Raw genomic sequence first — 26,029 nt, forward strand, 5'->3', positions numbered from 1 at the left:
GGCGACCGCAGGGGGCTACATGCCGAACGGCAACATCATCGTCACCGAGGAGCGCGGAACGCGCGTCATCACCCTGCGCCGCCCGGGCAAGAAGAACGCGATCACGCAGGACATGTATCGCGAGATGAGCCGCGCGATCGACACCGCGCAGAACAATCCCGACATCCGCTGCATGATCGTCACCGGCGGCTCCGGAGTGTTCACCGCCGGCGACGACATCGACGACTTTCTCAAGGCCGACGCCTCGCGCCCGGAGACCCTGTCGGACGGCGCGAAATTCCTCTATTCGCTGGCCCTCAACGTCAAGCCGATCATTGCCGCCGTGGACGGCGCGTCGATCGGCATGGGCACGGTGATGCTGTTCCACTGCGACTACGTGCTCGCCTCGAACGCCGCGACCTTCTCGGCGCCCTATATCCATCTCGGACTCGTGCCGGTCGGCGCCGCCAGCCTCCTGATGCCGAACACGATGGGGTATCAGCGCGCCTTTGCGATGCTGGTGATGGGGCGGACCTTCACCGCGGCGGAGGCGCATCATGCCGGCTTCGTCAACACCGTGGTCTCGCCAGGACATACCGAAGTCGAGGCGCGCAAGGTGGCGCGCGAGATCTGCCGGCTGCCCGCCGAGGCGGTCGCGACCTCGCGCAAATTGCTGCGCGCCGCGCCCGAAGAGCTCACCCGCCGCATCGACCAAGAAGCCCATCTGTTCGGCGAACGGCTGAAATCGGATGACGCGATCGCCGCGTTCAACGCGTTCGCGAGTCGGAAGAAGCGGTAGGGGTCGGCGTCCAGCCAACCGCCGTCATTCCGGGCTCGCGACGTCGTCGCGCCCCGGAATGACGGCGAGAACTTTCGTGAAATCTTCGCCTGGAACGACTAATCTGGTTCCATGCGATACGCCTTTCAATCGATCCTTGCCGCAGTTGCGCTGACCTCCGCCCTCCCCGCCTCGGCCCAGACCGCCGCGCCCGTGGAGCTGCGCATGCTCGCGATCAACGATTTCCACGGCAATCTGCGGCCGCCGCCGGGCGGCATCCGCATCAATGATCCCGAGGACAAGACCGGGAAGGTGATGGTGGCCGCCGGCGGCGCCGAATACATGGCGACGCTGGTGAAACAGCTACGCGAGGGGCACAAGAACACGATCTTCGTCGCCGCCGGCGATTTGATCGGCGCGAGTCCGTTCTTGTCGGCGATGTTTCACGACGAGCCGTCGATCGAGTCGCTGTCGATGATGGGGCTTGCGATCACTTCGGTCGGCAATCACGAATTCGACGAAGGCAAGACCGAGCTGTTGCGGATGCAGAACGGCGGCTGCCATCCCGTCGACGGCTGCCAGGGACCGCGTCCGTTCACGGGCGCCAAATTCCATTATCTCGCCGCCTCCACCGTGGAGACCGCGACCGGCAAGAGCGTGCTGCCGCCCTATGAGATAAGGGAGTTTGAGGGTATTCCCGTCGCCTTCATCGGACTGACCTTGAAGGAGACAGCGGGCATTGTCTCGCCATCCGGCATCGCCGGGCTCGAATTCCGCGACGAAGCCGAGACGGTGAACGCGCTCGTACCGCAGTTGAAGGCGCGCGGCGTCGAAGCGATCGTGGTGCTGATCCACCAGGGCGGCGAGCCCTCGGGCGACTACAACGAATGCCCTGCTATCACGGGCCCGATCGTCGATATCGTCAAGAAGTTCGACCGCGCCGTCGACGTCGTCGTCAGCGGCCATACCCACCGCGCCTATATCTGCAATATCGACGGGCGGCTCGTCACCAGCGGCGACAAATACGGCACGCTGGTCACCGCGATCGACCTCACGCTCGATCCGGCAACGCGCGACATCGTCGAAGCCAAGGCCGAGAACGTCATCGTCGCCAATGCCTCGCTGGCCAAGGATCCCGAGCAGACTGCATTGATCGATGCCTACGACAAGCTCTCGGCACCCATTGCCAACCGCCCGGCGGGATCGGTAACGCAGACGCTGTCGCGCGTTCCGAACGAGGCCGGCGAGAGCGCGCTCGGCGACGTCATCGCCGACGCGCAGCTCGCCGCGACCAGGGCGGCTCAGGATGGCAGCGCTGTCATCGCACTCACCAATCCCGGCGGCATCCGCACCGACATCGTCCCGAAGGAGAACGGCGCGGTGTCGTTCGGCGAGTTGTTCGCGAGCCAGCCGTTCCGCAACCGCCTCGTCACCATGACGCTGACCGGTAGCCAGCTCAAGGACATGCTGGAGCAGCAATGGCTCGATCCGAAGCGCCCGCGAATCCTCCAGGTCTCGAACGGATTCAGCTATACTTGGGACGCAACAAAGCCATTCGGCGAGCGCGTCATGATTGAAAAGATGACGCTGAACGGCCGGCCAATCGAGCCTGGAGGCGGCTACCGCGTCACCCTCAACGATTACCTCGCCGTCGGCGGCGACGGCTTCACCGTCGCCAAACAGGGGACGGCGGCGCAATATGGCAGCTACGATGCGGATGCCCTGTTCGCGTTCTTCAAGGCGCACGGGCCGATCGGACCGCTGCCACTGAGCCGCATCCTGCGCGTGGATTGATCCGGATCAAACGGACCGGAACGGGACCACCCTTTGCCATTTTCGGCCAAACGCCTAGATTGGGTTTTGCATTGCGTTTTGGCGCCGGATGCGCCAAGCGACGTCGAGAGCCCGTATCCCGTGAGGCCGACCTGATGAGCACGCTTCTCCTCTCCCACAAGGCCTGCCTCGACCACGACACGCCCCCGGGTCATCCTGAAAGGCCCGACCGCCTGCGCGCGGTGGAGGAAGCGCTGTCCCACGAGCGCTTCCAGTTCCTGGTGCGCGACCAGGCGCCGGAAGGCGATCTCGATCTCGTCACGCTCTGCCACAACGAGCATTACGTCACCGAGCTGCGCCACATGGCGCCGACCAGCGGCCTGATCTATATCGACGGCGACACCTCGATGTCGCCAGGCACGTGGGAAGCGGTGATGCGCGGCGTCGGCGGCGCGGTGGCCGCAACCGAAGCCGTGATGAACGGCGAGCACCGCAACGCCTTCGTCGCCGTGCGCCCGCCCGGACATCATGCCGAGATCGGCAAGCCGATGGGCTTCTGCTTTTTCGACAATGTCGCGATCGCCGCGCGCCACGCCCAGCGCAAATACGGCATCACGCGCGCGGCCATCGTCGATTTCGACGTGCATCACGGCAACGGCACGCAGGACATCTTCTGGTCGGACCCGACCGTGATGTATTGCTCGACGCACCAGATGCCGCTGTTTCCGGGCACCGGCGCGAAGGGCGAGCGCGGCGACCACGACACCATCGTCAACGCGCCGCTCGCCTCCGAGGACGGCGGCCCCGAATTCCGCTCCGCGTTCGAGAATTTGATCCTGCCGCAACTGACGAAGTTCAGCCCCGAGCTGATCATCATCTCCGCCGGCTTCGACGCGCATTACCGCGATCCGCTGGCCTCGCTGAACCTGCGCGCGGAGGATTACACCTGGGTCACGCGCAAGCTGATGGACCTCGCCGACAAGACCGCAGGCAGCCGCATTGTTTCGGTGCTCGAGGGCGGCTATGACCTGCAAGGATTGAAAGAATCTGTTACGGCGCATGTCGGCGCCCTGATGGGCGCTTGATGCACCCGCCACATTAAGCCCGCAAAACTCGGCTTCTCTTCAGGTGAAGCGAATCGGGCAATCGGAAACGGATATGGCCGAAAATACCCAAGTCGACGTCTCCAGGCTCACCTTCGAGCGCGCGATCGAGGAGCTCGAAACGATCGTGAAGCGGCTCGAGGACGGCAAGGTGCCGCTCGAGGAATCCGTGACGATCTACGAACGCGGCGAGGCGCTGAAGCGCCGCTGTGAGGAGCTGCTGCGCCAGGCGGAAGCGCGCGTCGACAAGATCACCACCGATGCCAGCGGCCAGGCCACCGGCACCGCGCCGCTCGACGTGCAGTAAGGACCTCCGCCGAGCCGCCCATTTCGAGCGGTGGCCGCCAGCTTTTTTTCATGATTGCACGGGTTCCGCCGGCAGGAACGCCGTGGGGGCTCAGGCCTGACGCGGTCACGATGGGTCGCCAGGCATTCCAGCTCTCTGAAACCGTCCAAAACAGCCTCGGTCTCGCCCAAAAACCTGCCAGGGAACCGGGCAAAGCCGGAACCTCCGGCAAGGCGCCCCAGTTAACCAATCTGGCCCACGGGTTGCACGTGCATGCCCGTAGTCAGCCCGGTGGGTTGGCTTTGGCCCGAGCTTTGGTGTAAAGCTGCGCGGAGTGTGGCTTTTTGCAAGCCTTGCGTGGGCACCGATTACCGACGACAAGCGCTTCAAACTGCTGATGAAATTGGCTGGGACGGACGAAGCAGATCTAAGTGACAGGGATCACAGAGACTGAACCGGAGCGCACTTAAGCTCACCTAAGCTTGAAGACGGGGCTTCGCCCCATGCAGGTGGCTCCGACGGTTTTAGGACTCGCGCTGCGCCGATATTGTGCAAACCCATCGCGCACCGGAACGACCTTCCGGCGCTGACAAATTGGAAATCGCCGTGAACGCATACAGTAAGACGCCGCTTCTCGACACCATCCGGACGCCGGACGACCTGCGCAAGCTCAACGTCGAGCAGGTTCGTCAGGTCGCCGACGAGCTCCGGCAGGAGACGATCGATGCCGTCTCGGTGACCGGCGGTCACTTCGGCGCGGGTCTCGGCGTGGTCGAGCTCACCACCGCGATCCATTATGTCTTCGACACGCCGCGCGACCGGCTGATCTGGGACGTCGGCCACCAGGCCTATCCGCACAAGATCCTCACCGGCCGGCGCGACCGCATCCGCACGCTGCGCACCGGCGGCGGCCTGTCCGGCTTCACCAAGCGCAGCGAGAGCGATTACGATCCGTTCGGCGCCGCGCATTCCTCGACCTCGATCTCCGCCGGCCTCGGCATGGCGGTCGCACGCGACCTCGCCGGCGGCAACAATAACGTCATCGCAGTGATCGGTGACGGCGCGATGTCGGCCGGCATGGCCTACGAGGCCATGAACAACGCGGGTGCGATGAATTCGCGCCTGATCGTCATTCTGAACGACAACGACATGTCGATCGCACCGCCGGTCGGTGCCATGAGCGCCTATCTGTCGCGCCTCTACTCCGGCAAGACCTATCGCACGCTGCGAGAGGCCGCCAAGCAGATCAACCAGCGGCTGCCCAAGGTCATCGCCAACCGCGCCAACCGCGTCGAGGAATATTCGCGCGGCTTCATGATGGACGGCGGCACGCTGTTCGAGGAGCTCGGCTTCTATTACGTCGGCCCGATCGACGGCCATAACCTCGATCATCTGCTGCCCGTGCTGAAGAACGTGCGCGACATGGAGACCGGCCCGATCCTGGTTCACGTCGTGACGCAGAAGGGCAAGGGCTACGGCCCGGCGGAAGCGTCCGCCGACAAGTACCACGCCGTGGTCAAGTTCGACGTCGCGACCGGCACCCAGGCCAAGTCCAAGCCGAACGCGCCGGCCTACCAGAACGTGTTCGGCCAGAGCTTGGTCAAGGAAGCCGAGAAGGACGACAAGATCGTCGCCATCACCGCGGCGATGCCGTCGGGCACCGGCGTCGACATCTTCAACAAGGCGTTCCCGGACCGCACTTTCGACGTCGGCATCGCCGAGCAGCACGCGGTGACGTTCGCCGCCGGTCTTGCGACCGAAGGTTACAAGCCGTTCTGCGCGATCTACTCGACCTTCCTGCAGCGCGGCTATGACCAGATCGTGCACGACGTCGCGATCCAGAACCTGCCCGTGCGCTTCGCCATCGACCGCGCTGGCCTCGTCGGCGCCGACGGCGCGACCCACGCCGGCTCGTTCGACAACGCCTATCTCGGCTGCCTGCCGAACATGGTGATCATGGCCGCGGCCGACGAGGCCGAACTCGTGCACATGGTGGCGACCCAGGTCGCGATCAACGACCGTCCGAGCTCGCTGCGCTATCCGCGCGGTGAAGGCCGCGGCATCGAGATGCCCGACGTCGGCGTTCCCCTCGAGATCGGCAAGGGCCGCGTGATCCGCCAGGGCAACAAGATCGCCCTGCTCTCCTTCGGTACGCGTCTGGCCGAATGCGAGAAGGCGGCCGACGAGCTCGCCGCTCATGGGCTCTCCACCACGATCGCCGATGCGCGCTTCATGAAGCCGCTCGACACCGAACTGGTGCTCAAGCTGGCCCGCGACCACGACGTCCTGATCACGATCGAGGAAGGCTCGGTCGGCGGTTTCGGCTCGCATGTCGCACAGTACCTGACCGACCAGGGCGCGCTCGACACCGGCATGGTGCGCTTCCGCTCCATGGTGTTGCCCGACGTGTTCCAGGACCACGATACGCCGGCCGCGATGTACGGACGCGCCGGTCTCGACGCCAAGGGCATCGTCGCCAAGGTGTTCGAGGCGCTCGGCAAGGACGTCAAGGCCGAGACGGTCAAGCTGGCCTGAGGTTAGCTTCACCTCTCCCGCTTTCTTGCGGGAGAGGTCGGATCGCGAAGCGATCCGGGTGAGGGCTTTCTCCTCTTTCGGGGGTTCTCGATTGCGGAGACACCCTCTCCCCGACCCTCCCCCGCTGGCGGGGGAGGGAGCAGAGCACATGCCGTGGCTCGCACCTCGATCCAAATTTTCCGGTTCTATTTCCATGAAAATCTATCTGGCAGGCCCCGACGTGTTCCTGCCGGATGCGGTTGAGATCGGCCGGCGCAAGGTCGATATCTGCGCGGCTCACGGCCTCACCGGCCTCTATCCGCTCGACAACATCGTCGACCTTGCCGCCCCCGACGCCTCGCGGCAGATCTTTTGCGGCAACGAGGCGATGATGGACCAGGCCGAAATCATCATCGCCAACCTCACCCCGTTCCGCGGCGCCGGCGCCGATCCCGGCACCGTCTACGAACTCGGCTACATGGCCGGCCGCCGCAAGTTCTGCCTCGCCTATTCCAACGACGGCGCCGTCTATGCCGACCGCGTCGGCCGCTTCCTGACCGTCACCTCCGAGGGCGGGCGGCTGGTCGATGCGCACGGGCTGACGGTCGAGGATTTCGGCCACTCCGACAATCTCATGATGATCCATGCGCTGGAGCTGCACGGCTACCCGCTGGTGACGCCGGCGGAAATGCCTGTCGACGTCTGGCACGATCTTGCTGCATTCGAGGCTTGCGTCCGGATGGCAGCCGCGCGATTGATCGCATCCTGAGCACTCGTTCTCTGTCGGAGACCCGATGTCCCCTGCCCGCAAGCGTGCGGATGTTTTGCTGGTCGAGCGTGGCTTGTTCGAGAGCCGGGCGCGGGCGCGCGCCGCTATCGAGGCCGGCCTCGTCACGGCTGATGACAAGCAGGTCGCAAAGCCGTCGGAGACGATCGCCGAGGACGCGGTGATCCAGGCGGAGCCGGCGCACCCCTACGTCTCGCGCGGCGGCGTCAAGCTCGCCGGCGCGCTGGAGCGCTATTCGATCGAGATCGAGGACCATGTCTGCCTCGACGTCGGCGCCTCCACCGGCGGTTTCACCGAGGTGCTGCTGGCGAATGGCGCGAGCCTGGTGTTCGCGGTCGATGTCGGCACCAGCCAGCTGCATCCTTCGCTGCGCGGTCATCCCAGGATCGTGTCGATGGAGGAGACCGACATCCGCAGCTATGACGGCAAGCGGCTGCCGGCACGGCCCGATGTGGTCGTCATCGACGTCAGCTTCATCTCGCTGAGAACTGTGCTGCCGGTGGCGCTATCGCTGGCGGCCGCGCCGATGAGCCTGCTGGCGCTGATCAAGCCGCAATTCGAGGCCGACCGGAAACACAACAAGAAGGGCATCATCCGCGACGCCGCCGTACACCAGGAGATCTGCGACGACATCGCGGCCTTTGCCGCTTCGCTCGGTTGCTCCGACATCGAGGTGTTTCCCTCCCCGATCACGGGCGGCGACGGCAACGTCGAATTCTTCCTGGGCGCCCGCCGTGGTTGAGCGCCTGACCATCGATCACGTCGGCCACCGCGGCGATGGCGTCTGCCTCGCCGCGGGCGAAGCGGTCTACGTGCCTTATACGCTCGGCGGCGAGACCGTCGAGGTCGATCATGTCCTCGGCAACCACCCCGACCGCCGCAAGCTGCTCGCGGTCGATATCGCGAGCCCGGAGCGCATCGCGCCGTTCTGTCCGCATTTCGGCATCTGCGGCGGCTGCGCGATCCAGCACTGGGCGGCCGAGCCATACCGCGCCTGGAAGCGCGGCATCGTGGTCGAGACGCTGGCGCAGGCCGGCATCGATTGCGAGGTGGCGCCGCTGGTCGATGCCCATGGTGCGGGGCGCAGGCGTGTCACGCTGCACGGGCGGTTCGGCACGCATAGCGTCCTCAAGGTCGGCTTCTCCGCGACGAGCTCGCACGACGTCATTCCGATCGACCGCTGCCCCATTCTCGATCCAGCGCTCAACGGCGCGCTCGAGGCCGCCTGGGCACTTGCCGAACCGCTGACGTCCAGAATGCCGGTGACGAAGCCGCTGGACATCCAGGTCACCGCCACCGCCAACGGCCTCGATGTCGACGTGCGCGGCTCCGGCCCGCTGCCGACACCGCTGGTCACGGCGCTGTCGCGCGTCGCCGAACAACATCGGCTGGCGCGGCTGACGCGGCACGGCGAGCTGGTGCTGCAACGCCTGCCGCCGACGGTGAAGATGGGCCGCGCCGAGGTGACGCTGCCGCCCGGCTCGTTCCTGCAGGCGACCATCGCCGGCGAAGAAACGCTGGCCGCGCTCGTCGCAGAGCGCGTGGGCAAGGCCAAGGAGGTTCTCGACCTCTTCTGCGGCGTCGGGCCGTTTGCGTTGAGGCTCGCCGAGAAGGCCCGCGTCACCGCTTATGACAACGACGCCGGCGCAGTCGACGCGCTCGCGAAAGCCGCGCGCACGCCCGGGCTGAAGCCGATCAAGGCCGAGCCGCGCGACCTGTTCCGCCGCCCGTTGGTGTCGCCAGAGCTGCGCGACTTCGACGCCGTGGTGTTCGACCCGCCGCGCCAGGGCGCGCAGGCGCAGGCGCTGAAACTCGCCGCGAGCAAGGTTCCCGTGGTGATCGCAGTGTCCTGCAACGTCGCGACGTTTTCCCGCGACGCACGGCTGCTGATCGATGGCGGCTACAGGATCGACACCGTGGTCCCGGTCGACCAGTTCCGCCACACGCCGCATGTGGAGCTGGTGGCGAAGTTCACGCGGTAAGGCCGTCAGCGTCCGCGTCACCAGCCTTGATTCCGGTCAATCGCCTCGATGCCCGTGGGCGCTACAAGCGTCATGTGCAATGTGGAGTGGACGTCTGTGGTTGACCGACGGCAGTTCATCACGACGACGCTCGGATTGTCCGCGGTCGCTTTCAGCGGTCTGCCTGCCCCTGCGGCGACGATGACCTATGACGAGGCGGTGAGTACGTCACGAGCCCCGCTGCAGGCTGCGCCGAGGGATCGCGAGCTGGTGCGCTTTGCGACGCTTGCAGCCAACAGCCACAACACCCAGCCGTGGATTTTCTCCGCCCGCGGTAACGAAATCGCGATTGCACCCGACTTCGCGCGGCGCTGTCCGGCCGTCGATCCGGACGATCATCATCTCTTCGTCAGCCTCGGCTGCGCCGCCGAAAACCTCATTCTCGCAGCGTCAATCCTGGGCTGGCATGCCCATCCGACAATCGACGGCGACCGGATCGTGATCGCACTCGATGAGGCGCCGCCGGCAATATCGGCGCTGGCCGACGCGATCCCCGTCAGGCAAAGCACCCGCGCGGTTTTCGACGGCAGGACGGTTGCGCCCGAAATCTTGCGCCAGCTTGAGAACGCCTGCCGCGAACCGAACGTCGCGGCGATCCTGATGACCGACCGTACCGCGATCGCTAACGTCACCAACTATGTGCTCGATGGAAATTCAGCACAGATGCGCGACAAGGCCTTCATGCGCGAGCTCGTAAGCTGGCTTCGTTTCAACGAGACCGATGCGCTCGCGACCATGGACGGGCTCTTCTCGGGTGCCTCGGGGAATCCGACCCTGCCCGCATGGCTCGCGCGCCCGCTCCTGAAGTTCGTCCTCACCGAAAGCGGGGAAAACAAGAAATATCGCGAGGAGCTCGACAGCTCTGCGGGCGTCGTCGTGCTCGCGGCCGACCGGAGCGACAAATCGCACTGGATCTCGGTCGGCCGGGCCTGCCAGCGTTTTGGTTTGCAGGCGACCGCGCTGGGCCTCAAATATTCCTTCGTCAACCAACCGCTCGAGGTGGCGGCACTGAGGCCGCAATTCGCGACCTCGCTCGGACTCGGCGATCGACGCCCCGATATCGTGATGCGCTTCGGCACCGGCCCGACACTGCCGAAATCGCTGCGGCGTCCTCCGGAACTGGTGATGCAGCGCTAGCGCCGAAGACCACTTAACGCCGGCGACTCGCCGGGCAGCATGTTCGATCTGATATCGCTGTCCATGCGGCCCGCGTCCTGTTGGGAGAAGCCGGCGCCGAACGACAGGCTGAGATTTGAGGTCGGCTTGAATTCGACCCCCGCGAACGCACCGTAGCCGGGCGAAGCGCCGGAGGTGAGTGGCGCCAGCGAGCTGCCAATGCCGCCGTTGTATTTCAGCGTGTCGAAGCCGGCAAAGAACGTGACGGGCACGCCGCCCGCCGTCTTGGTGTTGTAGCCGAACTGCGTGCTGTCATAAGAGAGCGCGCTGAAATTGGCGGTCGGCGCGGGCTGGCTGAGACCGCTCAGACCAAGATTGCCGCGCTCGCCTCCAACAAAAAAGCCGGGACGAGAACCGTAGCCCTCGTCTGCATTGAAGCTCGCAAAATTGCCGTAACCGTCGGAACTCTGACCGGCACCGCTGCCAAAGCCGAACGGTCCGCCCGGGATCCAATATCTCAGAGGGGCGACCTGCGCATGAGCTGGCGCTCCGCCGAGGCAGAGCACCGCTAAGAGAAGCACGAGGGCGCGTAACGAAGCCAGGCTCAACATTCCGGTGACCACTAAACAGTTGGCGGATTATACCCTCGGGATCGCGCGAAGGCCAGCGAAGCGACGCCGGTGGCCGCTTCGTCCTGTTCCAGGATCACCTTTTCCTGACGTGTTGAACCTCCTCCGTGACGGATGGACCCAATTACGGAATGCGCACGCTTGCGCAGTCGCCTTGATTGCGCAGGCCTTTGAAACTGCCGACATATGGAGGCTGTCATGGAGGTCAATTCCGACAGGTTGAATGCCTTTATGGGCAAGATGGTCACCGAGTTCGGTGCGGCGATGAATGCATCGCTGGTCCTGCTCGGAGACAAGCTCGGTCTCTACCGCGCCCTTGCGGCAAAGGGACCGATGAGCTCGTCCGAGCTGGCGAGCGCCACCGGAACCGCAGAGCGCTATGTCCGCGAATGGCTCGCGAGCCAGGCCGCATCCGGCTACGTCGAATACGATTCCGCTTCGGGAAAATTCTCGATGCTGCCCGAGCAGGCGATGGCGCTCGCCGACCAGGACAGCCCGGTTTTCCTCGGCGCGTTCGGCAACGTCATCGCATCGACGTTCTTGGACGAACCGAAGATTTCCGATGCATTCAAGTCCGGCAAGGGAGTCGGCTGGAATCGGCGCAGCGAGTGCCTGTTCTGCGGCACGGCCCGCTTCTTTCGCACGGGCTACATGCATCATCTGGTGCAGGAGTGGCTGCCGGCACTCGACGGCGTCGTGGACAAGCTCGAGCGCGGCGCCAAGGTCGCCGATGTCGGCTGTGGACACGGCGTCTCGACACGGCTGATGGCGGAGGCCTTCCCGAATTCGCGCTTCCACGGCTTCGACTATCACGAGGGCTCGATCGCGGCTGCGCGCAAGGCCACGGCTGAGACAAAACTGGGCGATCGGGTGAACTTCGCCGTTCACTCCGCCAAGACCTATCCGACAGAGGATTACGATCTCGTCTGCTTCTTCGATTGCCTGCACGACATGGGTGATCCCGTCGGCGCCATCAGCCACGTGCGCGAGACCATGGCAAAGGACGGCACCTGCATGCTGGTCGAGCCGTTCGCGGGCGACCGCCTGGAAGACAATCTCAACCCGGTGGGGCGCGTCTATTATGCGGCGTCGACCATGATCTGCACGCCGGCCTCGCTCGATCAGGAGGTGGGTCTGGCGCTGGGCGCGCAAGCCGGCGAGGCAAGGCTACGCAAGGTCGCCAGCGAGGGAGGCTTGTCGCGTTTCCGCCGCGCCGCCGAAACACCCTTCAACCTGATCCTGGAGGCACGGATCTGACCTCCCCACGCCGGGCGCATGCACGCTCGATGAATCTGATAACGATGCAGGCGGAAGCACCGAACGACAGCGTGCTGCCGCCGCTCGTCGCGAAGTAGCTCGCTGGAGTTCAGGCCGTCCTGTCCACCGAAGACGACGAATCCGCCGGCGGATATTTCGTCACGGGCACCGAGAAGGACTTGGTGCCGACCTGGTAGATGATCGTACCGTTCTGTCCGTCCTTGGTTGAAATTTGCGACTGCCCGAACATGATGACGTTGTTGTAGACGATGCCGGTGCCCTGACGGGTGATGCCGTCGGTGGTGACGCTGACCTGCGCTTCCTTGCCGTTGACGGCGAGGACCTTGAAGCTCGCACTCTTGCCGTTGTCGCTGGAATAGCCGCCCCAGCTTCCCATCAAGCGGCTGTCGGAAGCCGGCGGCGCCTGCTTCTCGAGATTGGCGGTCTGCTTGCCAGCGCCCGCGGAAGACAAGAGCACCAGGCTCTTGCCGTCCTTGGTGCCGACCGTGATCGTGCCGAAGGTGATAAGCGCGCCACTGACCTGGCCAAAACCGCGCTCGGTGTGCCCGTTATGGGTGTACTCGACCTGCGCCCGGGCGCCGCGGATATTGACCACCTTGAAGCCGACGGCCTGGTTGTTGCCCGCCCAATTGCCCTTCCATTCACCGAGCAATCTGCTCTGGTGATAGACCCGCTCATTGGCGGGCGAAATCTGGCTGGTGCTCTGCGTGACGATGGCCATTGGATTGCTCGGCGGACGAGTCTGACAATCCCGTTTTCGGTCGCTCGCCGGTCAGCAATGACAAGATACCGACCGGAAACAATCAGACACGATCCGATTAGGCCCGGCACTCGTTAACGAGCGGTTAACTTCCACCCTCCGGCGAGACGAGGCAAAAGGCCCCATTCGCAGCAGCGCCGTCAGCGCCCCCAGCGATCCGACCAGATCTTCTCGCCGATCATGCAGTTGACGCGCGGTTCCTTGTCGGCGACCCGCACCACGGGACGCTCGGGCGTGCGGCCTGCAACCTCCATCAGCAGCTTGGTGCGGATCGCCTCCTTGAACTTCTCGCGGTCTTTGATCGAGATGACGAAGGAGCCGGGGCCGCCGATGACGCAGTCCTCGTAGTAGTAGTCGAGATTGTCGATATCCATGGTCGAATAGGACGGCTCCTTGACCATGATCGGCAGGCCGTTGATGACGATGCCCTTCTCGAGCGCCGCGTCGCGCGCCGCCGTGACCGGCCCGCCATTGTTGTTGGGACCGTCGCCGGAAATGTCGATGACACGGCGCAGGCCGCGATAGGGATCCTCGTCGAACAGCGGCATTGCGAAATTGATTGCGCCGGAGATCGAGGTGCGCGAGGCGCGCCGGATCGGCGTCTTCATGATCTCGGCGGCAACCGCGTCCGCGGTCTCGGGTCCGTCCACCAGCCGCCAGGGGATGATGATCTTCTGGTCGCTGGAGGCGGCCCATTCGAAATAGGTCACCGCGATCCGACCGTTCGGTCCGAGCTTCAACGCCTGGAGGAATTCCTTCGACTGGATCGCCTGCGCGTAGCCCTCGCGCTGGATCGCGAGCTCGTCCATGTCCATGGAGTAGGAGACGTCGACCGCGAGGATCAGCTCGACATCGACCGTCTGCGCGTCCCTGTCGGCCGCCAGCCGCTGCGGTCGATGCTTGAGCGGATCGGGTTTGAATGGTTCAAACTTGGATGTTTCAAATTTGGGCCCTGGTGCCGCGATGCCCGCGACGTCCCCTCCGGCGAGAACGCCGGCCACCAGCATAGCCCCGATCGAGAACAGCATGCGCATCGCAGTCTCCCGTCGTATGATGCGATGGTGACATGCAATCGCCTTGCCGCAAAGTGCGAAGATCGATCGCGGCTCACATTCAGGTCAGCAATTGAGGCGTGTTGCGCAAAGCGGCCGTCGTCTCGCCGCTTTCGCGCCACCGGGCCTCGCGCGATCATCTGCAGCATCCTACGCAAGTGCCTCCCGCATCGAGATGCAAAACGACGGCTCATGGGACGGAGCTCTCCCGCCCATTTGTCCGGCGCGATTTCCATGCTAGGCTGGACGCACAGATGGGGATGGAGTCCCCCGATAACCGCCCGGCGGCCTGTGACCGTAGTGGGCTGATGACTCCTGCTCGAGGCGAGGCAATCTTTGAGCCTCTGCCTTTGGCGGGAGCATGGACAAGCCCGCCGATGGCGGGTTTTTTGTTGCCTGACAACGAAGGCCAAGGACGAAGGCGAGGACGTGACGACGACACCGAATACTGCACGCGCCGCACTGCCCAGAGGGATCTGGGTGCTCGGTTTCGTCTCGATGCTAATGGACATCTCCTCCGAGATGATCCACGCGCTGCTGCCGGTCTATCTCGTCACCGTGCTCGGGGCCTCCACGCTCACCGTCGGCTTCATCGAAGGCTTCGCCGAGGCGACGGCCTCGATCACGAAGATCTTCTCCGGCGCGTTGTCGGACTGGCTCGGCCGCCGCAAGTTGCTTGCCGCGCTCGGCTACGGACTCGCCGCCTTCACCAAACCGCTGTTCCCGATCGCCCCCAGTGTCGGATGGCTTGTGGCGGCACGCTTTGTCGACCGCGTCGGCAAGGGCATTCGCGGTGCGCCGCGCGATGCGCTGATCGCCGATATCGCGCCCGTCGGCGTGCGCGGTGCGAGCTTTGGCCTGCGGCAATCGCTCGACACGATCGGCGCCTTCGTCGGGCCGCTCGCGGCGATCGGCCTGATGTGGTGGACCGCGGACAATTTTGCCGCGGTGTTCTGGGTGGCGGTGCTGCCGGCATTTCTGTCCTTCGGATTGATCGCGTTCGCGGTGAGCGAGCCGGAGCCGGACCCGAGCCGGGAGCCCGCGAAAAATCCGCTCAATCTCGCCGCGATGCGGCAGCTTGGAGCGGTCTACTGGCGCGTCGTGGCGGTCGGAATCGTCTTCACACTGGCGCGCTTCAGCGAGGCCTTCCTGATCCTGCGCGCCCAGAACATCGGGCTCAACGCGATGTGGGTGCCGGCGGTGCTGGTGCTGATGAACATCACCTACGCGCTGTCCGCCTATCCGGCCGGCGTGCTGTCGGACCGCATCAACCGCACCGGCCTGCTCGCGGTCGGCCTCGTTTGTCTCGCCGGCGCCGATCTTGCGCTCGCGCTGCTGCCCAATCTGGCGGGCCTCGCGCTCGGCGTGGTGCTGTGGGGGCTGCACATGGGATTGACGCAAGGCCTGCTCTCGGCCCTCGTCGCCGACGCCGCGCCGCCGAGCCTGCGCGGCACGGCATTCGGCTATTTCAATCTGTTCACCGGCCTCGCTTTGCTGGCCGCAAGCGTGATCGCCGGAGCGCTGTGGGATGCCTATGGCCCTGCCGTAACCTTCTTCGCCGGGCTCGGCTTCGCGCTGGTCTCGCTGGTGGGGCTGCTCGCCGTCGGCAACGGGCTGACAGCGGAGAAGAAATGATCGTACACGGCGCAAATTGGGGAACGAGACGTTGAACATTCAATATATTCTGGCCGTCGCAGCGGGCGGAGCGCTCGGTGCGGTCGTACGCTACCTCGTCGCGATCGGCTCGGGCCGACTGTTCGGCACCGATTTTCCCTGGGGCACCCTGATCATCAACGTGACGGGATCGTTCCTGATCGGCCTTTTCGCGGCGCTGTTCGCGACCAGATGGAACCTGCCGCAGACCGCCCGGATTTTCCTGACGGTCGGGATCTGCGGCGGCTACACGACATTCTCGACGTTCTCGCTGGATGCCTGGTACCTGATCGAGCGCGGCCAAACATGGGCCTCCGCGGCCTACATGATTGGATCGGTCGTGCTGTCCGTGGGCGCGCTCATTGCCGCGCTGCAATTGGTGCGCGCGCTTCCGTGAAGGCACCTGCACAACCGGCGCATTCCTGCCATTCCCTTGGGCATGATGACGAGGGGCTGACCATCTTGGAGAGGCCCCGGGTCCTGCAATATAATGGGCAAGTTCGAAGCTCGTCAGGGCCGGGACGTTTCAGGACACGATGAACGACACCGTCACCACACCCAAGACGCGGACCAAAACCAAGGTCGAGCGGCCGAAGCTGCACAAGGTCATCCTGATCAACGACGACTACACGCCGCGTGAGTTCGTCACGATGATCCTGAAGGCCGAGTTCCGCATGACCGAGGATCAGGCCTACAAGGTGATGATCACCGCGCACAAGCTGGGCGCCTGTGTGGTCGCCGTGTTCACCAAGGACGTCGCCGAGACCAAGGCCACCCGCGCCACCGACGCCGCGCGCACAAAGGGCTATCCGCTGCTATTCACGACGGAGCCAGAGGAATAGGGCTTCATCAGGCCATCAACGCCGGCGTCTCTTCCGCCAGCCCGTACACGAGTTGCGCCTTGGAAAATCCCGCGATCGGAAATTCGCCGAGCTCGCGCCAGTCGTGGCGGCAGGCCTTCGCAAAGACTTCCGAGACCACGACGGTGCGGCCGAGCCTTCCTGCGATCTTCTCCAGCCGTGCCGCCAGATTGACGGCAGGGCCGATGCAGGTGAAGTCGAGCCGGTTGCCGCCGCCGATATTGCCGTAGAGGATGTTGCCGACGTGCAGCGCGACGCCGAAGCGAAAGCGCTCGACCACGTCGCCGACCGGAAAAGCGAGCGCCTCGACGCTGGCGCGGGACTCGCGCGCCGCTTCCAGCACGCGCGTGCAGACATGCGCGGCATCGCCGACATATTCGTCGATCGGGAACACCGCGAGCAGACCGTCGCCCATGAATTTCAGCACCTCGCCGCCATGCCCCCGGATCGCGGTGACCTGGCAGTCGAAATACTGGTTGAGGATTTCGACCACGGTCTCGGCCGGCAGCCGGTCCGACAGCGCGGTGAAGCCGCGCAAATCCGAGAGCCAGATCGCGGCCTGCATGGTGTCGTTGTGGCCGCGGCGGATCTGGCCGCCAAGGATGCGCGCGCCGGCGCGGTTGCCGACATAGGTGTCGAGCAACATCTCGGCGGTGCGACGCAGGCTGACGATCTCGCTGACACGTGCGAGCGGCGCCACGAGGGTTCGGATCGCCGCGACGTCGTCGTCGCTGAAACCGCCGGGACGGCGCGTGACCCAACTCGTTGCGTGGATCGAGCCATCGAGATACGGCATCGGCATCGCGAGGTAGTCGGTCACGCCTTCGGCGCGCATGTCGTCGAGGAACGGAAAGCGCCTGCTGTCCGGATCGTGCATCCGTCCCCGGACCTCGAGTCCTTCCTCGAACACGATCCGAAGCGGGCTCCTGGCGAATTCGGGGGTATCCAGGATCTCGAAATCGACGGTGCCGATCTCGACCTCCTGGCCTTCCCGCCAGATGAAGTTGCGGCCAAAAATTTCCGGATGCAGCGTGCGGACGAAGATGCCGAACCGCCACAGCGGCAGGCCCGCTGCGACGAGATGTTCGCAGACATCGGCGATCATCTCGGACGGGGTCCCCGCGGACCTTGCGCCGTCGATCAGCCAATTGGTGATGCGCTGGATCTCGGAGTTTTGCATGTCCGCATTTGCGGATGAAGTTGTGGGATCGTCAAGCTGCGCGGTGGGCTAGTACCGCGACACGAACGCTCGCCCAGCTCTATCGCCCGACCTGCCCGCGGTCGCGCAGGAAGTGATCGGCCAGCACGCAGGCCATCATGGCTTCGCCGACGGGCACTGCGCGGATGCCGACGCAGGGGTCGTGGCGGCCCTTCGTAAGAATCTCGGTGTCGGCGCCCTGGCGATCGACGGTCAGACGCGGCTGGAGTATCGACGAGGTCGGCTTCACCGCGAAGCGCACCACCACCGGCTGCCCGGTCGCGATGCCGCCCAGAATGCCGCCGGCATGGTTGGACAAAAAGCGCGTGCCGTCATTGCCGGTGCGCATCTCGTCGGCGTTCTCCTCGCCGGTCAATTCCGCCGCGCCAAAGCCGGCGCCGATCTCGACGCCCTTGACCGCGTTGATGGTCATCATCGCGCCCGCCAGATCGGAATCGAGTTTTGCGTAGATCGGGGCGCCGAGGCCGGCCGGCACGCCCTCGGCGACGATCTCCAGCACCGCGCCGATCGATGAGCCGCTCTTGCGGATGCCGTCGAGATAGGTCTCGAAGAACGCGGCCTTGTCCTTGTCCGGACAGAAGAACGGATTTTTCGCGATCTCGTCCCAGTCCCACTTGTCGCGGTCGATCTTGTGCGGGCCCATCTGCACCAGCGCGCCGCGCACCTTCACATCGGGCAGCACCTTGCGCGCGATGGCGCCGGCGGCGACGCGTGTCGCGGTCTCGCGCGCGGAGGAGCGGCCGCCGCCGCGATAGTCGCGCAGGCCATATTTCGCTTCATAGGTGAAGTCGGCGTGCCCCGGGCGAAACTTGTCCTTGATCTCCGAATAGTCCTTCGAGCGCTGGTCGGTGTTCTCGATCAGGAGCCCGATCGGCGTGCCTGTCGTCACCTGCACGCCGGTCTCCGGATGCGCCATCACGCCGGAGAGGATTTTAACCTGGTCCGGCTCCTGGCGCTGGGTGGTAAAGCGTGACTGGCCAGGACGGCGGCGATCGAGGTCCTGCTGGATGTCCGCCTCAGTGAGCGGGATCATCGGCGGACAGCCGTCGACCACGCAGCCGATCGCCACCCCGTGGCTCTCGCCGAAGGTGGTGACGCGGAACATGTGGCCGAAGGTGTTGAAAGACATGCTGGACCGTCGCCTAGCGTTGAATGGCAACGCCTGTGTTATATCTCAACGTGACGTAACGCGATCTGGATGAAGGGTCAAATACCCACCTCAGTCGTCATGGCCGGGCTTGTCCCGGCGATGACGGCGGAGGGCGGGTCGGCGAGAGGACTTAACTAAACTTCTCCAGCCGTCCGTCGCGAAACACGTAGACCGCGCCCTGCTCGATATAGAGCTCGGCCGCGCCGGCGGGGGTCTGAAGGCCGAGCGAGACCATCAGGGCCCGGCAGGTGCCGCCATGGGCGACCGCGACGGTGTCGGTCTGGAGCTGATCGTACCAGGCGCGCACGCGGACCTGCACGTCGGCATAGGTCTCCCCGCCGGCGGGACCCACCGTCCATTTGTCGGCGAGGCGCCGGGCATAGATTTCGGGATCGGTCGCCTCGCTCTCGGCCAGCGTCAGTCCTTCCCAGCTGCCGTAACCGATCTCGCGCAGGCGATCATCGAGCGCATAGTCCGCGACCGGCAGTTCGAGCTTGCCGCGCGCGAGCTCCATGGTCATGCGTGCCCGTCCGAGCGGGCTCGACACGTAGGGCAGCGCCGCCTTGTCGCGGCCGTCGCGCTTGAAGAGATCCGCGAGAACGCCACCGGCCTGAACGGCCTGATCGCGGCCGCGCGCGTTCAGCGGAATGTCCCTGGTGCCCTGAAGCCTGCCGAGCGCGTTCCACTCGGTCTCGCCGTGGCGAAGATAATAGATCGTGGGCACGGGCATTCCAAACTTGGAGACTATTCCTTGCTGCCGAACGAAATGTCCGGTGCGTCGGGCCGCTTCATGCCCAGCACATGATAGCCGGAATCGACGTGATGCACTTCGCCGGTGACACCGCGCGAGAGATCAGAGAGGAGATACAGCGCGCTGCCGCCGACGTCCTCGGTCGACACGTTGCGCCGCAGCGGCGCGTTGTACTCGTTCCACTTCAGGATATAGCGGAAGTCGCCGATGCCGGACGCGGCCAGCGTCTTGATCGGCCCCGCCGAGATCGCGTTGACGCGGATGTTCTTCTCGCCGAGATCGGCGGCGAGATAGCGCACGCTGGCCTCCAGCGCCGCCTTGGCCACACCCATCACGTTGTAATGCGGCATCCACTTCTCGGCGCCGTAATAGGAGAGCGTGATGAGCGAGCCGCCGTCGGTCATCAGCTTCTCGGCGCGCTGCGCCACCGCCGTGAACGAGTAGCAGGAGATCAGCATCGACTTGGAAAAATTCTCCGGCGTGGTGTCGACGTAGCGGCCGTCGAGCTGCTCGCCATAGGCGATCGCGTGCACCAGGAAGTCGATCTTGCCCCACTTCTCCTGCAGCACGGCGAAGGCGGCGTCGATGGTCGCGGCATCGGTGACGTCGCAATGGCCGAGCACGAGCCCGCCGATCTCGGCGGCGAGCGGCTCGACGCGCTTCTTCAGCGCATCGCCCTGATAGGTGAAGGCGAGCTCGGCGCCGGCCGCGTGGCATGCCTTGGCGATGCCCCAGGCGATCGAGCGGTTGTTGGCGAGGCCGAGGATGACCCCCCGCTTGCCTTGCATCAGTCCCGAATTCTGCGCCATTTGCTAACGTCCCGTCGAGCTCTCGTTGCGGTTTGGAGGTACACCAGCCCTCCTTCGCGGTACAGTCCTAATACGCAGCGTTAACGCTGTTTCAAGCGCCGGAATAGCCGTTCCGTTCGGGTGTTATGATGATAGTGGCGCTTGCGCCGAACGGCAGGACATCAAGACGGCATGAGCGCATTTCGCCAGAGTGTGGAGGCCATGATCCCGGCGTTGCGCCGCTACGCCCGTGCGCTCACGCGCGAGGCGGATGCGGCCGACGATCTGGTGCAGGATACGCTGGTGCGGGCGCTGCGTTCGGAGCGCCTGTTCCTCGGAGGCGACGTCAGGAGCTGGCTCTACACGATCCTGACCAACCTCAACAAGAACCGGCGGCGCTCGCTGGCAAGGCGCCCGCAATTCACGCAGCTGACGGAGAACAACCCGGATGCCAGCGGGACCGAAGCCGAGGGGCGCGACATCGAGAGGGCGCTGGCAACGCTGGTCGAGGAGCAGCGCTCGGTGCTGCTGCTGGTGATGCTGGAGGGCATGAGCTACCGCGAGGTCGCCGACATCCAGGGTGTGCCGATCGGCACCGTGATGTCCCGCCTGGCCCGCGCCCGTGCCCACGTCAAGGCCTCGCTGGAGGGCGAGCGCCCCGCGCTCAGGCGGGTGAAATGATGGCAGGATTGATGCATCGCGCGACCCGCGTTCCCTGCACGGAAAGAGAAGCAGTGCAGTTGAACCGCGTCAGATTTTTGGGGCCGCAGAGCCAGAGACGATCGATATGAACGACCACAGGATTTCAGTGACCGAGGACGAGCTGCACGCCCATGTCGACGGCGAGCTGCCGGCTGAGCGCCGCGCCGACGTCGAGGCCTGGCTTGACGCGCACCCCGACGATGCCGAGCGCGTGCGGTCCTGGCGCGCCATGGCCGAGATGCTGCACGCCCGCTACGATTCCGTCGCCCAGGAGCCGGTGCCGGCCCGGCTTGAGCTCGAACGGCTGGAACGCCGTCCCCGGCAATGGCTCTATGGCGCCGCCGCGGCTGTGCTGGTTGCCTTCGTCGCCGGCGGCACCGCCGGCTGGGTGGCGCATGGCGCCGCCAATGCGCCCTCGCCCTTCCAGAGCTTTACGGCGGACGCGCTCGATGCCCACCGCCTCTATGTCGTCGAGGTTCGCCACCCCGTCGAGGTCGGCGGCAACGAGCGGGACCACCTCCAGGCCTGGCTGACCCGGCGCTGCGGCTGGACCGTGTTCGCGCCGAATCTGGAAGCGAGCGGGCTGAAGCTCGTCGGCGGCCGGCTCCTGCCGGGGCCGAATGGTCCGGCCTCGTTCCTGATGTATGAGGGCGCCTCGGGCGAGCGGTACACGATCTACACCTCCAAGACCGAGAACGGCGCGACGCAGATGCGCTACGCCAAAACGGACAAGGACGGGGCGCTGTTCTGGGCCGAGCGCGGCGTCGGCTATGTCGTCAGCGGAGGCGGTACCGACCGCGATCGGCTGACGAAGGTGGCGCAGGCCGTGTACGACCAGGCCGAGAAAAGTGGCGGCTAGACAACCGCGCAAGCGCGGTGCCTCGATTCCGTCATTGAAAATCTGGAATCAAAACATCGGCGCGTCTCATTATCGCACCGAGTGTTCACGCGATTATGAGCGGCGTTCGATCCGCCGATCGACGCGGGCGGCCTCGATTGGGGTTTTTGGTACCGCGCTGGTCCCCCTCTCGAGGCCGCACCTTTTTATCGGCTGGCCCGCCGGACAACCGACACGTCGAGCACATGAAGCGCTACCACGCTTCTGCCATATGATGAGCATCATCTCCTCGACGATGCCCTAGGCCTTTAGGAGAAACCCCTTCGGTTCAATCGTACCCTAAAGCGCGACGGCTCGCGCTTTAGCTATTTGTTTGCGCATGATCTTGTCGGAAAACCGCTACGCACTTTGCGCTAACGCGGCCTTTCGGGTCCGGATCATGCTTAGCCCAGCCCACTACGTGGATTGTAAGGATGATGGTCCCGCCACTTCTCCATCAATGCCTCAAGCTCGGCGTCGTTCCCGTCCGGTAGCATAATCCTGATGGTGACGAAGAGATCCCCGGTTCCGCCGGCTTTCGGCAGGCCCTTGCCCTTGAGGCGGAAGGTCCGGCCGCTGGAGGTGTTTTTCGGGACCGAAAGCTCGACGGCATTGCCGAGGGTGGGCACGCGGACCTTGCCGCCGAGCACCGCCTCATAGAGCGTGACCGGCAGGTCGATCCTGAGGTCGGCGCCTTCGATCTTGAAGAACGCGTGCGGCGCGACGCTGATGGTGATCAGGAGATCGCCCGGCGGATGGCCCTGGGCGCTCTCGCCCTGCCCGCGCAGGCGGATCTGCTGGCCCTCGGTGACGCCGGCCGGAATCTTGACGTTCAATTCCTTGCCGTTCGGCAACCGGACTCGCTTTTCGCCACCCTTGACCGACTCTTCCAGCGAGACCGACATGGCGACGTTGACGTCGAGATCAAGCCCGATCCCGCCGGTGTCGAATTCGAACTGGGCACCCCCGCCAGCCCCGGGCCGCGCGCCGCGAACCCCGCCGCCGAACATGCTGTTGAGGATATCCTCGAACGCACCCGCCCCCTGACCGGGGCCTCCACCGCCGCCGCGGAACGAATACTCGAATCCGCCAGGACCCGCGCGTCCGCGCGGCCCGCCGCCGCCGCCCGGAAAACCCTGGAAGCGCGGCTTGCCCTCGGCGTCGATCTCGCCGCGGTCAAACTGCTTGCGCTTGTCCTCGTCGCCGAGGATCTCGTTCGCCGAGTTGATCTCGGAGAAGCGCTCGGCGGCCTTCGGGTCGTCCTTGTTGCTGTCGGGATGATGCTTCTTGGCAAGCTTGCGATAGGCGCTCTTGATCGCGGCAGCGCTAGCGCTCCGCTGCACCCCCAAGACCTCATAGGGGTCGCGCATCCGTCACGTCTCCTCTCGGAAATCGATATGTTCAAAGGGCTCCCCGCCCCATCTGAGCCTCATGTGGGGGGCGAGTGGTATTTTTGCAACTAGTCAGGTGAAGCGATTCCTAGCTCCGCCATGGCTTTAGCGTATGTATCTCCCAACGGCCACGGCTGCTTTGGCAGCCGGCGCCCTGGAGCCAGCTCTCGGTGCTGCCGTTGACGTAGCTGGCCAGAAAATCGCGGCACTTGCGCCCATCTTCGGCGGCATAGGATTGCGCGATCGGCGTCACCGAGCCCCGCGCCCCGGTTTCCGGATTTTCCCAGTGCTGGCTCGAATCCCTGTCGCCCTTGCTGAGGACGTCGGAGGCGGCGTTGCGGGCGAAGGCAAGATCGGTCTCGGTCGGCGGGGCGTCCTTTGCCGGCCGCGCGATCGAGCCTGTGAGGTCGCTGTCGTCGGCCTTGGCATAGGCACTGGTGTCATTGCGGGAAAAGCTGCAGCCGCCGGTGCCGAGCCCGATCAGAATCATCGTCATGACAAAGCTGGACGGCCCGATCGCCGATAGGCCAACGCGTCCCCATGCCCTATATAGGGCGGGAGCGGACAACAACGCGTTTTGGGCCGCGATACGCAACTCGGACTCCAGACATGACCGACACGACCTCGATGAAACACCAGACACCCTTAACATCCGGTGATTTCACCGCCGCCGACGAGCCATTTGCGCTGTTCGACGCTTGGCTGAACGAGGCGATCAAGAGCGAACCGAACGATCCGAACGCCATGGCACTCGCAACCGTCGATCCCGACGGGCTGCCTGACGTGCGCATGGTGCTGATGAAAGGCTTCGATACCGAGGGTTTTGTCTTCTACAGCCACATCGCGAGCCAGAAGGGCCGCGAACTCGCCGCAAATCCTAAGGCGGCTTTACTTTTTCACTGGAAGTCGCTGCGCCGTCAGGTCCGCATCCGCGGCAACGTGACGCCGGTGACCGACGCCGAGGCCGACGCCTATTTCGCCACCCGCCCCAAGCAGGCGCAGATCGGCGCCTGGGCCAGCAAGCAGTCGCAGGAGCTGGAGAGCCGCTTCGCCTTCGAGCAGGCCATTGCGAAAATCGCTGCAAGGCATGTCATCGGCGAAGTGCCGCGGCCGCCGGGCTGGAGCGGCTGGCGCATCACCCCTTCTCGGATCGAGTTCTGGCACGACCGCCCATTCCGCCTGCACGACCGCATCGAATTTCGCCGTGACGCGGCCAGCCAACCGTGGTCCAAGACGCGGATGTACCCGTGAGCCTTACCTCGAGCTTTGGGCCGACCTGAAAGATGTCCATGTCGCATTCGTCCAATGCGCCGCGCCGCACGCTGCTCCTGACCGGAGCGAGCCGCGGTATCGGCCACGCCACAGTGATCCGCTTCTCGTCGGCGGGCTGGCGTGTCATCACCTGCTCGCGGCATCCGTTCCCGGAGGACTGTCCCTGGGACGCAGGGCCGGAGGATCACATCCAGGTCGACCTCGGCAATCCCCAGGACACGACGCGCGCGATCTCCGACATCCGCGACCGCCTCGAAGGTGGCATGCTGCATGCGCTGGTCAACAACGCCGCGATCTCGCCGAAGGGCCCGGGTGGCTCGCGGCTCGGCTCGGTCGACACCGATCTGGACACCTGGACCCACGTGTTTCACGTCAATTTCTTCGCGCCGATCATGATCGCGCGCGGGCTGATCGAGGAATTGAAGGCGGCCAAGGGCTCGGTCGTGAACGTCACCTCGATCGCGGGCTCGCGCGTGCATCCCTTCGCGGGCGCCGCCTATGCCACCTCGAAAGCCGCGCTGGCATCGTTGACGCGCGAGATGGCCTCCGATTTCGGCCGCGTCGGCGTGCGCGTCAACGCGATCGCGCCGGGCGAGATCGACACCTCGATCCTCTCGCCGGGCACCGACAAGATCGTCGAGCAGCAGATCCCGCTGCACCGCCTCGGCACGCCCGACGAGGTCGCCAAGATCATCTACGTGCTGTGCACGGACACCAGCTCCTACGTCAACGGCGCCGAGATCCACATCAACGGTGGTCAGCACGTGTAGGTGCTGACGTCGTTACGAGCGCAAGCGCAAAATTGCTTTGCAATTTTGTCGCGGGCTTCTCGAAATGACCGAATTCGTTGGTTCTGGGGAAGCAAGGCGATCCAGACAAAGCCGCCGCAAGACCTGGATCGCCCTTACCTTCCGTTCTCAATCGGCGCGAAACCGACGCGGCTGATCGCGCAGTCTTTGAGCTGCGGCATCTGGAGCTGCGGCATTGATTGCAGTCGAGCAGTCGTCGTCGTTCTCGCCGTCGAGCAGCGGAGCACCACAGTGCCGGCACATCCGTGCCGACATCGACGCCGCCTTGCCGCTGGCCAGGACCTGACGATAGTTCGCCAGATCAATGACGTTGCGGAGCGACGTTATGTGTTTTTCAACCATGGCTGTTCCTCGCGGCTAACCCACTGCTTATCGCAGACAAGCTTCGCGCAAACGTTCAGCCCACCGCTCAAATTTTACCGGAGGAATTGGGGCGGCGGGCACACATCACCGCGCGGCCGCAATCCCGATCTATTCTGCG

The 26,029-nt window shown here is 64.9% G+C and carries 27 protein-coding genes and 1 riboswitch; of the genes, 17 read left to right on the forward strand and 10 right to left on the reverse strand.

The window, feature by feature from the left end:
• Positions 1-19 precede the first annotated feature (19 nt).
• The 9 genes from WHZ77_RS25125 to WHZ77_RS25165 all read left to right on the forward strand — a co-directional run bounded on the left by WHZ77_RS25125 (position 20) and on the right by WHZ77_RS25165 (position 10,378).
• A complete protein-coding gene (locus tag WHZ77_RS25125; protein ID WP_375310413.1) occupies positions 20-778 on the forward strand; it encodes an enoyl-CoA hydratase-related protein in 759 nt (252 codons plus the stop codon).
• Between the two features lie 111 nt (positions 779-889).
• Positions 890-2,551: a bifunctional metallophosphatase/5'-nucleotidase gene (locus tag WHZ77_RS25130; protein ID WP_375310414.1), complete on the forward strand. Its 1,662-nt coding sequence runs from the start codon at positions 890-892 to the stop codon at positions 2,549-2,551.
• A 134-nt stretch (positions 2,552-2,685) separates the two neighbouring features.
• Positions 2,686-3,615 carry a histone deacetylase family protein gene (locus tag WHZ77_RS25135; RefSeq protein WP_015687787.1) on the forward strand — a complete coding sequence of 310 codons (930 nt, stop codon included), beginning with the start codon at positions 2,686-2,688 and terminating at the stop codon, positions 3,613-3,615.
• Positions 3,616-3,688: 73 nt separating this feature from the next.
• A complete protein-coding gene (locus tag WHZ77_RS25140) occupies positions 3,689-3,940 on the forward strand; it encodes an exodeoxyribonuclease VII small subunit (RefSeq protein ID WP_008132970.1) in 252 nt (83 codons plus the stop codon).
• Between the two features lie 585 nt (positions 3,941-4,525).
• The gene (gene dxs, locus WHZ77_RS25145) at positions 4,526-6,454 is read left to right on the forward strand and encodes a 1-deoxy-D-xylulose-5-phosphate synthase (RefSeq protein ID WP_015687788.1); all 1,929 of its coding nucleotides are present in this window, start codon (positions 4,526-4,528) and stop codon (positions 6,452-6,454) included.
• Positions 6,455-6,647: 193 nt separating this feature from the next.
• Positions 6,648-7,202 (forward strand): nucleoside 2-deoxyribosyltransferase, encoded by a 555-nt coding sequence (locus WHZ77_RS25150; protein ID WP_375310415.1) that lies wholly within the window; start codon positions 6,648-6,650, stop codon positions 7,200-7,202.
• A gap of 25 nt (positions 7,203-7,227) precedes the next feature.
• On the forward strand, positions 7,228-7,962 hold the full coding sequence (locus WHZ77_RS25155; RefSeq protein ID WP_375310416.1) for a TlyA family RNA methyltransferase: 735 nt from the start codon (positions 7,228-7,230) through the stop codon (positions 7,960-7,962).
• Positions 7,955-9,202: a class I SAM-dependent RNA methyltransferase gene (locus WHZ77_RS25160; protein ID WP_375310417.1), complete on the forward strand. Its 1,248-nt coding sequence runs from the start codon at positions 7,955-7,957 to the stop codon at positions 9,200-9,202. The genes WHZ77_RS25155 and WHZ77_RS25160 overlap by 8 nt, the downstream gene beginning before the upstream one ends.
• Positions 9,203-9,298: 96 nt before the next feature.
• Entirely contained in the window at positions 9,299-10,378 is a 1,080-nt protein-coding gene (locus tag WHZ77_RS25165) for an Acg family FMN-binding oxidoreductase (RefSeq protein WP_375310418.1), read from the forward strand.
• Here WHZ77_RS25165 and WHZ77_RS25170 read toward each other — a convergent pair.
• Complete coding sequence (locus WHZ77_RS25170; protein ID WP_375314811.1) at positions 10,375-10,968, reverse strand: hypothetical protein; 594 nt, start codon at positions 10,966-10,968, stop codon at positions 10,375-10,377. The genes WHZ77_RS25165 and WHZ77_RS25170 overlap by 4 nt on opposite strands.
• Positions 10,969-11,184: 216 nt before the next feature.
• Between WHZ77_RS25170 and WHZ77_RS25175 the strand changes: the two genes are divergently transcribed.
• Complete coding sequence (locus tag WHZ77_RS25175) at positions 11,185-12,243, forward strand: class I SAM-dependent methyltransferase (RefSeq protein ID WP_375310419.1); 1,059 nt, start codon at positions 11,185-11,187, stop codon at positions 12,241-12,243.
• Positions 12,244-12,352: 109 nt separating this feature from the next.
• Here the strand turns inward: WHZ77_RS25175 and WHZ77_RS25180 are convergent, their stop codons facing one another.
• Together WHZ77_RS25180 and WHZ77_RS25185 are read right to left on the reverse strand one after the other, a co-directional pair.
• Complete coding sequence (locus WHZ77_RS25180; protein WP_375310420.1) at positions 12,353-12,985, reverse strand: hypothetical protein; 633 nt, start codon at positions 12,983-12,985, stop codon at positions 12,353-12,355.
• Between the two features lie 179 nt (positions 12,986-13,164).
• Entirely contained in the window at positions 13,165-14,058 is an 894-nt protein-coding gene (locus tag WHZ77_RS25185) for a DUF1194 domain-containing protein (protein ID WP_375310421.1), read from the reverse strand.
• A 265-nt stretch (positions 14,059-14,323) separates the two neighbouring features.
• Positions 14,324-14,401, forward strand: a riboswitch (Fluoride riboswitch).
• Positions 14,402-14,505: 104 nt separating this feature from the next.
• Between WHZ77_RS25185 and WHZ77_RS25190 the strand changes: the two genes are divergently transcribed.
• The 3 genes from WHZ77_RS25190 (at position 14,506) to clpS (ending at position 16,571) form a co-directional block, all read left to right on the forward strand.
• On the forward strand, positions 14,506-15,711 hold the full coding sequence (locus WHZ77_RS25190) for an MFS transporter (protein ID WP_375310422.1): 1,206 nt from the start codon (positions 14,506-14,508) through the stop codon (positions 15,709-15,711).
• Positions 15,712-15,742: 31 nt separating this feature from the next.
• Positions 15,743-16,126 (forward strand): fluoride efflux transporter CrcB, encoded by a 384-nt coding sequence (gene crcB / locus WHZ77_RS25195; protein ID WP_375310423.1) that lies wholly within the window; start codon positions 15,743-15,745, stop codon positions 16,124-16,126.
• 139 nt (positions 16,127-16,265) lie between these two features.
• Positions 16,266-16,571, forward strand: coding sequence for an ATP-dependent Clp protease adapter ClpS (gene clpS / locus WHZ77_RS25200; RefSeq protein WP_015687798.1), 306 nt, complete (start codon positions 16,266-16,268; stop codon positions 16,569-16,571).
• 7 nt (positions 16,572-16,578) lie between these two features.
• Here the strand turns inward: clpS and WHZ77_RS25205 are convergent, their stop codons facing one another.
• The 4 genes from WHZ77_RS25205 to fabI all read right to left on the reverse strand — a co-directional run bounded on the left by WHZ77_RS25205 (position 16,579) and on the right by fabI (position 20,518).
• On the reverse strand, positions 16,579-17,769 hold the full coding sequence (locus WHZ77_RS25205; RefSeq protein WP_375310424.1) for an adenylate/guanylate cyclase domain-containing protein: 1,191 nt from the start codon (positions 17,767-17,769) through the stop codon (positions 16,579-16,581).
• Between the two features lie 79 nt (positions 17,770-17,848).
• Complete coding sequence (aroC, locus tag WHZ77_RS25210; protein ID WP_375310425.1) at positions 17,849-18,937, reverse strand: chorismate synthase; 1,089 nt, start codon at positions 18,935-18,937, stop codon at positions 17,849-17,851.
• 151 nt (positions 18,938-19,088) lie between these two features.
• Entirely contained in the window at positions 19,089-19,688 is a 600-nt protein-coding gene (locus WHZ77_RS25215) for a histidine phosphatase family protein (RefSeq protein WP_375310426.1), read from the reverse strand.
• Positions 19,689-19,702: 14 nt separating this feature from the next.
• The gene (gene fabI / locus WHZ77_RS25220; protein ID WP_375310427.1) at positions 19,703-20,518 is read right to left on the reverse strand and encodes an enoyl-ACP reductase FabI; all 816 of its coding nucleotides are present in this window, start codon (positions 20,516-20,518) and stop codon (positions 19,703-19,705) included.
• 171 nt (positions 20,519-20,689) lie between these two features.
• Here fabI and WHZ77_RS25225 point away from each other — a divergent pair, with 171 nt between their 5' ends.
• Both WHZ77_RS25225 and WHZ77_RS25230 read left to right on the forward strand, forming a co-directional pair.
• Positions 20,690-21,178 (forward strand): sigma-70 family RNA polymerase sigma factor, encoded by a 489-nt coding sequence (locus WHZ77_RS25225; RefSeq protein ID WP_375310428.1) that lies wholly within the window; start codon positions 20,690-20,692, stop codon positions 21,176-21,178.
• 106 nt (positions 21,179-21,284) lie between these two features.
• A complete protein-coding gene (locus WHZ77_RS25230) occupies positions 21,285-22,058 on the forward strand; it encodes an anti-sigma factor family protein (RefSeq protein WP_375310429.1) in 774 nt (257 codons plus the stop codon).
• A 422-nt stretch (positions 22,059-22,480) separates the two neighbouring features.
• On the opposite strand, the gene WHZ77_RS25235 is transcribed toward WHZ77_RS25230, so the two are convergent.
• Positions 22,481-23,446, reverse strand: coding sequence for a DnaJ C-terminal domain-containing protein (locus WHZ77_RS25235; protein ID WP_375310430.1), 966 nt, complete (start codon positions 23,444-23,446; stop codon positions 22,481-22,483).
• Between the two features lie 109 nt (positions 23,447-23,555).
• Entirely contained in the window at positions 23,556-23,963 is a 408-nt protein-coding gene (locus WHZ77_RS25240; RefSeq protein WP_041748476.1) for an RT0821/Lpp0805 family surface protein, read from the reverse strand.
• Positions 23,964-24,076: 113 nt separating this feature from the next.
• Between WHZ77_RS25240 and pdxH the strand changes: the two genes are divergently transcribed.
• Positions 24,077-24,718, forward strand: a complete 642-nt coding sequence (gene pdxH / locus WHZ77_RS25245) for a pyridoxamine 5'-phosphate oxidase (protein ID WP_375310431.1) — start codon at positions 24,077-24,079, stop codon at positions 24,716-24,718.
• A 38-nt stretch (positions 24,719-24,756) separates the two neighbouring features.
• On the forward strand, positions 24,757-25,509 hold the full coding sequence (locus WHZ77_RS25250) for an SDR family NAD(P)-dependent oxidoreductase (RefSeq protein WP_143843881.1): 753 nt from the start codon (positions 24,757-24,759) through the stop codon (positions 25,507-25,509).
• 147 nt (positions 25,510-25,656) lie between these two features.
• On the opposite strand, the gene WHZ77_RS25255 is transcribed toward WHZ77_RS25250, so the two are convergent.
• On the reverse strand, positions 25,657-25,890 hold the full coding sequence (locus WHZ77_RS25255; RefSeq protein ID WP_375310432.1) for a hypothetical protein: 234 nt from the start codon (positions 25,888-25,890) through the stop codon (positions 25,657-25,659).
• Positions 25,891-26,029 lie beyond the last annotated feature (139 nt).

The sequence above is a fragment of the Bradyrhizobium sp. A5 genome (assembly GCF_042076515.1).
GTDB classification, from domain to species: domain Bacteria; phylum Pseudomonadota; class Alphaproteobacteria; order Rhizobiales; family Xanthobacteraceae; genus Bradyrhizobium; species Bradyrhizobium cosmicum.